General features: G+C 50.7%; 7 protein-coding genes. 3 read left to right on the forward strand and 4 right to left on the reverse strand.

The genetic code is table 11. The features are described 5' to 3' along the window. Window positions 1-312: 312 nt before the first annotated feature. Window positions 313-1,533 carry an NAD(P)-dependent oxidoreductase gene (locus AC5FX6_RS17920; protein ID WP_493598335.1) on the reverse strand — a complete coding sequence of 407 codons (1,221 nt, stop codon included), beginning with the start codon at window positions 1,531-1,533 and terminating at the stop codon, window positions 313-315. Window positions 1,534-1,785: 252 nt separating this feature from the next. On the opposite strand from AC5FX6_RS17920, the gene gcvP reads away from it, so the two are divergent. Both gcvP and AC5FX6_RS17930 read left to right on the forward strand, forming a co-directional pair. Beyond that, the gene (gene gcvP, locus AC5FX6_RS17925; RefSeq protein WP_493598336.1) at window positions 1,786-4,704 is read left to right on the forward strand and encodes an aminomethyl-transferring glycine dehydrogenase; all 2,919 of its coding nucleotides are present in this window, start codon (window positions 1,786-1,788) and stop codon (window positions 4,702-4,704) included. A 230-nt stretch (window positions 4,705-4,934) separates the two neighbouring features. After that, window positions 4,935-5,522 (forward strand): DUF4136 domain-containing protein, encoded by a 588-nt coding sequence (locus tag AC5FX6_RS17930; RefSeq protein WP_493598337.1) that lies wholly within the window; start codon window positions 4,935-4,937, stop codon window positions 5,520-5,522. A gap of 1 nt (window position 5,523) precedes the next feature. On the opposite strand, the gene AC5FX6_RS17935 is transcribed toward AC5FX6_RS17930, so the two are convergent. Next, window positions 5,524-7,824, reverse strand: coding sequence for a TonB-dependent receptor domain-containing protein (locus AC5FX6_RS17935; RefSeq protein ID WP_493598338.1), 2,301 nt, complete (start codon window positions 7,822-7,824; stop codon window positions 5,524-5,526). A 154-nt stretch (window positions 7,825-7,978) separates the two neighbouring features. On the opposite strand from AC5FX6_RS17935, the gene AC5FX6_RS17940 reads away from it, so the two are divergent. Continuing rightward, window positions 7,979-9,202 carry a PQQ-dependent sugar dehydrogenase gene (locus AC5FX6_RS17940; RefSeq protein ID WP_493598339.1) on the forward strand — a complete coding sequence of 408 codons (1,224 nt, stop codon included), beginning with the start codon at window positions 7,979-7,981 and terminating at the stop codon, window positions 9,200-9,202. Window positions 9,203-9,305: 103 nt separating this feature from the next. On the opposite strand, the gene AC5FX6_RS17945 is transcribed toward AC5FX6_RS17940, so the two are convergent. Together AC5FX6_RS17945 and AC5FX6_RS17950 are read right to left on the reverse strand one after the other, a co-directional pair. After that, window positions 9,306-11,288 (reverse strand): OmpA family protein, encoded by a 1,983-nt coding sequence (locus AC5FX6_RS17945; protein WP_493598340.1) that lies wholly within the window; start codon window positions 11,286-11,288, stop codon window positions 9,306-9,308. Window positions 11,289-11,306: 18 nt separating this feature from the next. Beyond that, window positions 11,307-12,242, reverse strand: a complete 936-nt coding sequence (locus AC5FX6_RS17950) for a PorP/SprF family type IX secretion system membrane protein (RefSeq protein WP_493598341.1) — start codon at window positions 12,240-12,242, stop codon at window positions 11,307-11,309. Window positions 12,243-12,269: the final 27 nt, after the last annotated feature.

Raw genomic sequence — 12,269 nt, forward strand, 5'->3', positions numbered from 1 at the left:
TCTGTTTCCCCGTCCCGTTGTGCCGGGTGGGGAGTGCAAAGGTCCACAAAAATTCCGGACCCGCAAGGGGGTACATTACTCTTTAACCTAGGTTTTAGAATGGTTTCGCTTAACTATCTGAGTTGCACCATCAAAACTTTCAAAATATTTTAAAAGTTTCTGTCCTATGTTATTGTAAACTAGCCTTTGGATTTACTTTCGCTATCTGTAAGCTTCCTATGGGGCATTTCCCTCCCCCTGTTTAAAGCAAATAAGGTATAGCCTTCTATTAAGACTATACCTTATTTGCATCTATACTATTATAGTGTACTTCTATACTGTTGTTATCTCCGCATACTCCTGCAGGTACTTATACTTATCAGTTAACTCTCCTCCTTTCGCTATTGTGGCTCTTTCTAACATACCTCCTTCATCCTTATTAAAGAACTGCGGGAATACGTTATCTATAAGGTGACGTCCGAAGTCGCGGGAAGCGTTGCGCGGTAATTCGCATGGCAAGTTGTCTACGGCCATTACGGTGATGTTGTCCTTTCTACTGTAGGCAGCTTCCAACTCCCCAGTTTCTGGGTTATAGTCATAGTTAGGATCAGTGATAGTTGTTGATCGCTTGGTAGTAGGTATAGAGCCATCCACGTCGCAGGTGATGTCGGCGATGGTGTCGATCTTGAAATCCGGTTGGCGGGTGTCTTCTTCAGTGAACAGCTTCGGGGCGCGTGGGTCCCAGTAGGCGCAGGCCATCAGCAGGTCGGTTACTTTGGTAAACTTTCGGAACGTGGACTGGTATAGCTCCGGGTGCGCATAGAAATCCGGAGAGTCCCATACCTCCACGTCGGGGCGATTGTTGTAGTCGCCCGAATGCAGCTGAGCGTATACGGGTTCTTTGAATTGCTTGTACAGGTAATCGAACACGCTAACCTTTTTAATGCCCATTTTATCGAGCACTTCCATAGCGCCACCTGCTACACGGCCGCCGCCTGTCACGGCGATCTTGATCGGCGGAAGTTTCACCTTAAAGTATTCTTCCTGCATGTCTTCCATCTCGTGGCAAAGGTAAGCAGGCTTTAAGTCGAAGAGTTTCCACTTTTTTCCATAAGTAAGGATGCCATTATACGCCCCTACTATACCTGCATACCTGCCAAATGCGACTACCCGCTGTCCCTGTGCATTGGTCAGGAGTTCGTAATCTATCAGGGTGATGTTCTTATCAAGCACAGCCCGCAGGAGTTTGGCGTTGTGCGGCTGCTTCTTTATAGTATGCGAGAAGAAGAAATACGTCTTGTCCGGAATCAGCTGGTCGATGGGTACTTCCTTCACGCCCATCAGCACATCGCAATCATTCAAGTCCTGCTGCAGGTTAATCCCTAGTTCGGCATATTCTTCGTCGGTAAAACAGCGCACGTCGCTGGGCTGTATCACTACCTCTGCGCCCGGAAACTCCTGTATGGCTTCCACGCATTTTTTTGGAGTGAGCGGAACGCGTTTATCAACTGGTATTTTGCCTTCCTTGATGATCCCGATCTTAACTTTTTCCATAGGTGCGTGTTTGTGAATTGTTCTACTGGCATTTGTGTTTGAAAGACTGGGGAAAGGTGGCACTATACCTTATATATAGGCACACCTTATCTTATAGTATATAAGGCGATTGCTACCCCGAACTATTTAGCTTTCATGCTTCAATATAATAAACAATTACTATTACTTTTGTAGAAATTACTGAAAGAGAGGCTTTGGCTTGTCTTCCATAGGATTGTAAAAACCCAAATTCCCAATCAATACTTCATCGTTATGATACTTAAAACAAAACCTGCTGATACTTTTAAGGAGCGCCACAACGGTCCGGACAAAGAGCAAATGCAGGACATGCTTAAAACCATCGGGGTAGACTCGCTGGATCAACTGATTGAGGAGACCGTACCGGCCGCCATTAGACTAAAAAAGCCACTGAACCTGCCAAAGGCGCTTTCTGAAACTAACTTCCTGAAGCAATTCGGTCAGATCGCCAGAAAGAATAAGGTATACAAGTCGTATATCGGTCTGGGTTACAACGACACCATTATGCCTCCAGTGATTCTTCGTAACATTATGGAGAACCCAGGCTGGTATACCGCTTATACCCCTTACCAGGCTGAGATCGCGCAGGGCCGTTTGGAGGCGCTGATCAATTACCAAACCATGGTAATGGACCTGACAGGTATGGAGATTGCCAACGCCTCTTTACTCGACGAAGGTACTGCCGCCGCCGAGGCCATGGGTATGTTCTACGCGCAGCGCAAAGGCTCCCGCAAAATTGCGAACCGTTTCTTCGTGTCGAACCTGGTATTGCCGCAAACATTGGATATTCTGCTATCGCGTGCTATTCCGATCGGCATTGAGCTGGTAATCGGCGACCACCGCGAAGTGGATTTCAATGACGAGACTTTATTTGGTGCCCTGGTGCAGTACCCTGCTGCTGACGGTGCCATTTTTGATTATACAGACTTCATCAGCAAAGCTCACGCACAGGATATTCTGGTAGCTGTAGCTGCTGACATTCTTTCTTTGACGCTGCTGACACCTCCGGGCGAAATGGGCGCCGACGTGGTAGTGGGTACTACCCAGCGCTTCGGTGTACCGATGGGCTTTGGTGGTCCGCACGCGGCTTACTTTGCTACAAAAGACGCTTTCAAGCGTGTGATCCCGGGCCGTATCATCGGTATTTCGGTGGACGCCGCCGGTGACAGAGCTTATCGTATGGCTTTGCAGACACGTGAGCAGCACATCCGCCGCGAGAAAGCGACTTCAAACATCTGTACGGCACAGGTATTGCTGGCAGTAATTGCCGGAATGTATACCGTATACCATGGCCCACGTCGCCTGAAGTACATCGGTCTGAACACACATGCTCTTGCACAGCAACTCGAGAAAGGCCTGAAGGCACTTGGCTTCGAGCAACTGAACGAAGCTTATTTCGACACGCTGAAAATTGCGGTTGAAAGTGCTGACATGAAGAATGCCATCCGCACAGAAGCGGAAGCGGCGGGCATCAACTTCCGTTATTTCGAAGAGAACTTCATTGGTATCTCCCTGCACCAGAACACAGAATTGGAAGATGTGAAAGCGATTCTGACGGTATTCGCGAAAGTGGCTGGCAAATCGGCTGACGTGCTAGGTATAGAAGAACTGCCGGAGGAGACTGAGATCACTTGGTCAGACAAGCTGATTCGTACCAGCGACTACCTGACGCACGAGGTGTTCAACAAGCACCACTCGGAGCACGAGATCCTGCGCTACATGAAGCACCTGGAGAACAAAGACATTTCTTTGGTTCACTCGATGATTTCGTTGGGCTCTTGCACCATGAAACTGAACGCTACGGCGGAGATGATCCCGGTAACCTGGCCAGAAATTGGTCAGCTGCACCCATTCGCACCTGCCGACCAGACACAAGGCTATGCTGAGATCTTCAAGAACCTAGAAGCCTGGCTTTGCGAGATCACCCGTTTCGACGCGGTGTCGCTGCAGCCTAACTCAGGTGCGCAGGGCGAATACGCCGGTCTGATGGTAATCCGTGCCTATCACGAGTCACGCGGCGATCATCACCGCACCGTATCACTTATTCCTTCTTCTGCACACGGCACCAACCCAGCTTCGGCGGTAATGGCCGGCATGAAAGTGGTAATTGTGAAGTGCGACGAAAAAGGTAACATTGATGTGGCTGACTTGAAAGCGAAAGCCGAGCAATATAAAAATGAGCTGTCTTGCCTGATGGTAACCTACCCATCTACACACGGTGTATATGAGGAGTCTATCATCGAGATCTGTCAGATCATTCACGACAACGGCGGCCGTGTATACATGGACGGTGCCAACATGAACGCTCAGGTAGGTCTTACTTCGCCTGCGCACATCGGTGCTGACGTGTGTCACCTGAACCTGCACAAGACTTTCTGTATCCCTCACGGTGGCGGTGGTCCTGGCATGGGCCCAATCGGTGTGGTAAAAGATCTGGCTCCATTCCTGCCGGGTCACGCTGTAGTTGACTTAGGTCGCAAAGAGGCCATCAACGCAATTTCGGCTGCTCCTTGGGGTTCTGCTTCTATCCTACCTATCTCTTATGCTTACATCGCGATGATGGGTGGCGAGGGTCTGACGGAAGCGACGAAAGTGGCGATCCTGAACGCCAACTACATCAAGGCGCGTCTGGAGCAACACTACCCAGTGCTATATGTAGGCGCTAATGGCCGCTGCGCTCACGAGATGATCCTGGATTGCCGCGAGTTCAAGAAGTTCGGCGTAGAGGTAGAGGATATCGCGAAGCGTCTGATGGACTACGGTTTCCACGCGCCAACGGTATCATTCCCAGTAGCGGGTACTTTGATGGTGGAGCCAACTGAGTCTGAGGCACAGGAAGAACTGGATAGATTCTGCGAGGTGATGATTTCGATCCGTGAGGAGATTCGTGAGATCGAAGCGGGAAAGGCTGACCAGAAAAACAACGTGCTGAAGAACGCGCCGCATACCCTGAAAGTGGTGATGGTGGAGAACTGGGATCGTCCTTACTCTCGCGAGAAGGCAGTATTCCCGATGTCCTTCCTGCGCGACAACAAGGTATGGCCAACGGTAAGCCGTATCGACAGCGCTTACGGCGACCGTAACCTGGTTTGCTCTTGCGCTCCGATTGAAGCCTACAACGAAAATGAAAATGAGATGGTAGCCATCGGCTAATCCGTCCTTTCGCTTATACCTGAAAAGCCTGACCACAACGGTCAGGCTTTTTTGTTTTTGGTGGTGCAGGTATTAAGTTTATCCAGATATCTCCATTCTTTCGAGATGACAGTATAGCTATTCGCTTCTTAGGTTGATGACATTGCCCCTAGCCCTGTTCCTATACCTACTAGTTGCGTCATACCGTATACCTGTTGTAGCAACGATTCCATACCTAAACCGACAACTTTATGCGAAACGCTATACCTAACCTAAAGCATTTACTATACCTTATACCTGTTTTGCTGATCGGCCTGAGCGGTTGTATACCTTCCATGGTGGCTGACAGCACTTATGACAACAGCATCGATTTTCAGATATACCGCACCTTTGCTTTGCTGGAGCCGGAAATGGCCAATACCTCTGCAGACCCTAACCTGTACGAGCCACTTCTGGACAGGAGGATACGTGATGCTATCGCGGCTGAGTTAGTTAAGAAAGGTATGTTACTCGACGTGGAAAACCCAGACCTGCTGGTGGCTTATGATGTATCGGTGGCACAGGATGCCGCGACTGCTTCGCCTGACTTTGGCTACGCTTACTGGTTTGGGTACCGCTTTAATTATAATACGGCTGATTTCCCCGACTTTAGACCTGTCGGCCAATACATACCCGGCACGATGCTGATCGATCTGATATCGGCCAGCACCAACCAACTGGTTTGGCGCGGTGTGGCAGAAGGTAACATCATTGTAACACAGACAGACGAAAGCAGAATCAGAAGATCGATCATCAGTATCCTGTCATTATACCCACCCAACAGACCTCCCAGAAGGTAGACTATAAGCGATAAGACATACTAAAGCCACCGTAGTAGTTTCGGGGAGAAGCCGGTTGAAAGTAACGACCGCCAAATGCGTTAAGGTCATTGCCCAGGCTGTACTTCTGGTCCGTCAGGTTTTCGGATCCGGTAAAAATATCCAGCATGAAATGCTGACCGAGTTCACGTCTCAACCCAAGTCGTGTTCCTGCTACCAGGTAAGCATCGGCATACACCGTGTTCTCGTCTGTCAGCGGGATCTCGTCCACATAGTTAGCCGTCAAATTCAGGTATAGCCCGAAACGGGTAGCCAGGTCAAGGCCAGCAGTCAGTGTATGCGGGGCCACGCCGGTGAGTTGGTTGCCGCTCAAATCAGTGTCGTCTTTCTGATAATCACGGAAACGGAAGTGGCTGTAGGTATAGCTACCCCAGACTTTGAGCAAAGTCACCGGCTGGGTGATATCCTCCAGCAAAGTATAGCCCAATGCTGTTTCAAGTCCGCTTTGTGAAGTAGCCCCCACGTTTTGGAACACGGCTATGCTCGACAAATCCTGCCGACTCACAATCGTTTCGCGCAACCTGAAATGAAAAGCCACTACATCAAAGCTGAGCTTTCTGCCCAAGGTATAGCCGCGTATACCTGCCTCATAGTTTATACCTTTCTCTGCTTCCAATTCCTGATTAAGTGCGCCATCGGAAGTAAGCAACTCCTCCTCGGAAGGTGGTGAGAAGCCTGCACTCACACTGCCATGCACCGATACCTGATCAGTTAAGCGTTTCAATAAAGCCACTCGTGGCGAAAGCACTGCACTGAAATCCCGGGTATACTGATAAGGGCCGCCGCTCGGAGCCTGGTGCAGGCGTGTGATCTCATACCGGGTATCGTTCAGACTCAAAGCGGCAGTTGCGATCCAATTGCCGGGCAGCTCGAACTCAGCCTGCGTGAAGAGCAAACCGGTTTTGGCCAGTACTTCGTCATCGGTACGGAGCGAGTCGGTGCGCCCCCTGTTGTTATCGTAGGTACGGGCTGCCTCAAAACCGCGCTGGTATTCCCCTCCAAAAGTAATCGTAGTGGCTGCGGCACCGAGCTGTGTATGATAAACAAAGCGGCTCCGGGCACCATACTCCTGGTTGGTGTTACGCTCGTAGTCGGTATTGAAGGGATGATCTCTATATCGGAACAGGCCATACAGGGCAGTCGTGTTTTTCCAACTATCGCTGAAGCGGTACTCCTGCGACAAGCCGATGTTGATACCTTGCTGGTTCATCGAAGCATTTTGGGCCACACTCCCGAACATGCCGCCCCGGGCCTGCTGCGGATCCTGCTCGAATTGCTCCCGCGTCAGTCCGCCGGGCAGTTGGTAAAACAGGTCAGAATATACAAGGTTAGCCCGGATGGTGCTTTTGTCAGATGGGTTGAAGGTGGCGGTGAGCAGAAGCGTTTCGCGGTCCATACCCGACTGCTCGCGGTAGCCATCGATTTGCTGGCGGGTGTACTGCAGGTATAGGCTCTGCTTCTCACCGCCCACACTGGCACTGGCGGTATAGCGCTGCAACCCAAAGGACCCGAACGTAGTGCCCACCTGCAATACCTTCTCTCCAAGAATTGCTCTGCGAGGTTCGAGTAGCACCGTACCGCCTGTGCCTGCTCCGTAAATGCTACCTGTCGGACCTTTCAGTATTTCCATACTGCTGAAGTTGGCTGCATCGAGCAAATTGAGGTTTGTAATGCCGTTCGATTCAGTGAGCGGGATCTCCCCCAGGTATAGCTTCACATTGCGGATGCCATAAGGCGAACGCAAACTGCTGCCTCTGATCGATAGTCGATAGCTAGCCGTGGCCCGCTCCTCCATGCGCACTCCCGGCACCGTATTAACGGCCCGCACCAGCGAACTCTCATCGAAGCGCTGCATCACTTCCCGATCTATCACACTCAAGGCTCCGGCTGTTTCCAGCAAAGGTCGGTTGCTCTCATATCCTGTAACGACAACTTCTGAAAGGCTTTCTGTCAGTGGCTGCAGGTATACCTGTAGTGCCATACCTGATTGTAATCGCTGCAAGTATACAGTGTCTGGTTTGTACCCGATGTGTGAAACAAGGACGAAGGTCGCACGATCAGGTATAGACAGCGCAAAGCGTCCGGAAGGGTTGGTCAGGGTTTGTTCGCCGGTATTGGCTGTAACTGTTACGCCTTCCAACGACTGTCGGGTTTGGGCATGGAATACCTGGCCTGCCACTTGTTGCTGGGCATGACTTAGTAGTGGAAGTAGGGTCAGGATGATCAGAAAGCAGGGGCAAAAGAAGCGTATTGTATGATTCATGTGGGCAAGTTAGCTGCTATCAAAACGGGTTATACCTGGCTAGGGTTAGATTTATGCAGGAATTACTATGTTCTGCTGGTTTGTAACAATCATCGTTGGCATTCGGTTAAATCAAAATAGAATTAATCTCTGAGAACTAAACCGAACCAAAACTATGAAGAAAATACTTACGACCTCTGCTTCGCTGGCCTTAGCACTGACGCTTATCGGAGCGCCAGCCTTTGCGCAGGAAGATAAAAAACCGGTGACCGCTTCCGTAGAAGGCCACATCTTTAAGCCCGCCCGGGTGGATGCCACTGACGCACGCGTGAAGCAGCTCAAAGTGCCGGCCGGCTTCCAGATCACGAAGTTTGCCGAAAACCTGAATAAGCCCCGCATGATCGCGGTGAGTAATGATGGTGTGGTCTATGTAACCGACCGTGACAAAGGTACCGTGACCATGCTCCGCGACACGAATAAAGACGGCAAGGCCGATGAACAAAAAGTAGTTGCTACCAAAGAGCAAATGCATGGCATTGCCATTAAGGACAACAAAATATGGCTGGCGACTGTCAAGGAGCTCTACACCGCCAATATTAATAAAGACGGCAGTCTGTCGGAGCTGCAACTGCTCGCGGATGACCTGCCAGACGGTGGTCAGCACCCGAACCGTACACTGCGCATCGGTCAGGATAATAAGCTTTACATTTCCATTGGCAGTACCTGTAACTCCTGCGACGAACCTAATAAGGAGCACGCCACTATTTTACAGTCCGACTTAGATGGCAAAAACCGCAAGGTATACGCCAAAGGCCTGCGCAACACCCTCGGCTTCGACTGGCACCCGCAAACCAAAGAAATGTTCGGCATGGACCACGGCATAGACTGGCTAGGCGATGACGAGCAACGCGAAGAGCTCAATAAAATTGAGGAAGGGGCAGATTATGGCTGGCCTTACATCTATGGCGAGGGCAAAGAAAACCCCGGCGACCAACCCAAGGACATGACTTATGCGGAGTATAAAAAGAAAACCAAGTATCCGCTCCTTACCTATACCGCTCATGCCTCTGGTCTCGATATGATCTTTTACCGTGGCAACCAGTTCCCAAAAGAATATACCGGCGACGCCTTCGTAGCTTTCCACGGATCCTGGAACCGCTCTAAACCTGCCGGCTATAAAGTGTCTCGCATTCGCTTTGAAAACGGACAGCCAAAAGAGTTTGTGGATTTTGTGACTGGGTTTTTGGTAGACGATAATAAAGCGCAGTTTGGTCGTGTGGTAGGACTGGTTACTCACACAGATGGCTCACTGCTTATCACCGACGACTCTAACGGGGTAGTATACCGTGTGTCCCATGCAGCAGGCAATCAGCAGAACAACCAGCGCCAAAAGCGTTAAGATTGCCCGATACTGATACAAATAAAAAAGGCTCCGTAGAATCTGCGGAGCCTTTCCAATCTATGAAAGCTAATGAAATTTTTAAGTCTTCTTAAGGGAGTTCTTACTTGATACGGAACTCTGTTCTTCTGTTTTGCTGGTGCATCTCCTCTGGGCAGGACACGCCATCGGTACACTTGTTCACCAGCCTTGTCTTACCATAGCCTTTCGCAGTCAGCCTGTCTTTGTCTATGCCTTTCTCGATCAGGTAATTTACGGCGGCCTGTGCTCTACGCTCTGAAAGTACCTGGTTGTACTTTAGACTCTCACGGCTATCGGTATGCGAACTCAGCTCGATTTTGATCGTCGGGTTAGCCACTAGTACTTCGGCCAGTTTGTCCAGCTCTTTGGCTGCGTCCGAACGGATATCCCACTTGTCCAGGTCGTAGTAGATGTTCTCCAGCACAATGGCTACATCCTTTTCATCCCGATCAAATACCATGGCTACCTGCACCGTATCAGTAGCTGTTTTTGGCACTTCCACCTGCACGTTCTGGTTCAGGTAGCCTTGTTTGGTTCCCTGCAGCGCATAGGTGTTGCCTTTACGACCATCCATAAAGTACTGGCCCCTTGCATTGGTAGTTACCACGCTGGTATCTTTCAGGTTCAGTTGCGAAATCACAAGCTGTACCTGCGACAGCGGAAGCTGCACATTTTTCTTCTGCTCGTTCTGCTTGCGCTCCAGCGTAGTCACAGCCAGCACAACAGGCTTTTGCAGTACTTTAAAACTGTAGATGTCATCAGTCCCGTTGCTGCTTTCGCGGTTAGACGAGAGCAGACCTGTTTCTTCATCTTCGTTGAACATGATCCCATAGTCATTCTTCGATGAGTTGATCGGGTGGCCCATGTTGTTCACAGCCGTCCAGGCAGCATGTTTGCCCTCGGCAGCGAAGATATCCAGTCCGCCCATCCCCATGTGTCCGTCAGAAGAGAAGTACAGCTTGCCGTTCTGATCAACATAAGGGAAACTCTCGCGGCCCGGTGTGTTGATCAGGATACCCGCATTCACCGGCTCTCCCCAACTTCCATCAGGCTGACGCAGCGTATAGTAAATATCCGTTTCACCCACACCGCCTGGCATATCCGACACGAAGTACATGATCTTACCGTCAGGTGACAGGGCCGGATGGCCTACCGAGTATTCTTCTACATTGTTAAAAGTGAAAGGCTTGATCTCTGTCCAGGTAGCACCGCGCTTTTGGGAGGAGTAAATCTCCAGGCGGTTGATATACTCCTGCACCTGCGACTTGTCTACCCAGCTTGTCGGGTCAGCATTGCCGGACTTGCGCTTCTGCACCAATTGTGTGCGGGTGAAGTAGAGGGTCTGTCCGTCTTCCGTAGCCGATGCTGTGGCATTGTGGTATTGGTCATTGATCATCTCATGCAACGCAGTGGGTTTGCCCCAGTTGCCATTGCCGTCGCGGCTGGCCATAAAGAGCTGCAGGTATGGGCGACCAGTCCAGCCATAGGTGCCGGCGGTTTTTCCTTCCTGCGTTACGCCACGGTCTGAAGTGAAGATAATCGCATCCTTGCCATAGTTCATCGGGCTAAAATCAGAGAACCCCTGGGCGTTCAGTCCGTTCAGGCGCTGTACTTCTGCCAATGGCATTTTCTGGTTCATCCAGTTGATGGCTTTGTCACAAGACGCCATCAGGTGCTGGGCACGCTCCTCCACATCCGGCACTTCCTCGGCCCACTGCATGTACTGCTGCTTGGCCTCCTCGTACTTGCCGTTGCTGCGCAGTGCTTCAGCATAGTGGTAAATATTCTGCGGATCGCGGCCCGGCATGGCCACCACCTGCGCATACCAGCGCTCTGCCTCCTCGGTCTGACGTGTCAGGCGGTAAGAGTCGGCTATGCGCTCGGCTGTCTTGACATCCGGCTTGCGTTTCTCCGACGCTTTTTTGTACTGCTCCAAAGCCAGCGCAAACTCAAACTTTTCGTAGTGCTTGTTTGCTTTGCGAAGCTCCTGTTGTGCCTCGGCCACAGGGGCTGCGCCTAACATCAGAGCAGCAGTAAGGTATAAGGGTATATGTCTGAAATTCATATGCGGTAAGAGCTAATATTAAAAGTATTGCGGCGTCAGCATTTTCGTGTCCTGCTTCTTGAAGAAGTAGTAACCTACCGAGATCTCGTGTGATTGGAAGCCACTCAGGTCGTTGAGCATGCGGTCGTAAGAGTAACCCAGGCGCAACGCATTGGTCACTTGCAGTTCAGCGATCAGAGCCAGCGCAGTGCGCTTCGTTACAGGATCTGCCTCTTCGTTTTTGTTGAACAGGTTCATGCTCGTACGGTATGAGCTACCCAGCCACAGACGGTCGCCCAATAGCACGAATCCATTCAGGTCCACATTGGCAGGCGCATTGAAATCTTCTTTCACCAATATGCTTGGCTTCAGCTTCACGAAGTTGCTCACCTCAAACACATAACCTGTTGTGAAGTAGTAGTGGCGGATCGGCTCGATCTGGAAAACATCTTTGTACTGGATCAGGTCAGAGGCAGATACACCAGCATAGAAGCGCGGCGTGTTAAAGTAGATACCCAGTTTCACATCCGGACGGTAAAACACGTCTCTGCCTGAAGGAATGCTTGGATCATCCGGCACACCCAGTTCCGAACCGTCCAGCACACTCTGTACTACACCTGCCGCTATACCCAGGCTAAGCGTTCCGCGGGCACTCACGGATATACGTGCAGCCGCATTGGCATAAGCTGAAGTAGTAGAGTAAGCACCGATCTTATCGCGGGTAAAGTTCAGGCCCAGGCCCAAACGTTCATGACTTGTCAGGCCATCCACGCTCAGTGCCTGTGTGGTTGGTGCTCCGTCTATACCTGTCCACTGCGAACGGTGGAAGGCGTTGATGTTGAGCACACCTTTGGTGCCGGTATAGGCCGGGTTGATGGCCATACTGTTGAAGATGTACTGCGAGTACTGCGGATTTTGCTGCGCATTTGCTGCAAAGGTGAAAAGCAGCGCCAGCAGGGTATAAAGTATTCTCATGGTAATAAAATTTTCAAATGAATGCAC

This window comes from Pontibacter sp. LHS2 (assembly GCF_058932845.1).

Excerpts from the sequence above, each read along its gene's own strand:
- AC5FX6_RS17930 (WP_493598337.1), top strand. The coding sequence starts at position 4,935 with ATGCGAAACGCTATACCTAACCTAAAGCATTTACTATACCTTATACCT.
- AC5FX6_RS17950 (WP_493598341.1), bottom strand. The coding sequence starts at position 12,242 with ATGAGAATACTTTATACCCTGCTGGCGCTGCTTTTCACCTTTGCAGCA.
- AC5FX6_RS17935 (WP_493598338.1), bottom strand. The coding sequence starts at position 7,824 with ATGAATCATACAATACGCTTCTTTTGCCCCTGCTTTCTGATCATCCTG.
- AC5FX6_RS17920 (WP_493598335.1), bottom strand. The coding sequence starts at position 1,533 with ATGGAAAAAGTTAAGATCGGGATCATCAAGGAAGGCAAAATACCAGTT.
- AC5FX6_RS17945 (WP_493598340.1), bottom strand. The coding sequence starts at position 11,288 with ATGAATTTCAGACATATACCCTTATACCTTACTGCTGCTCTGATGTTA.
- AC5FX6_RS17940 (WP_493598339.1), top strand. The coding sequence starts at position 7,979 with ATGAAGAAAATACTTACGACCTCTGCTTCGCTGGCCTTAGCACTGACG.
- gcvP (WP_493598336.1), top strand. The coding sequence starts at position 1,786 with ATGATACTTAAAACAAAACCTGCTGATACTTTTAAGGAGCGCCACAAC.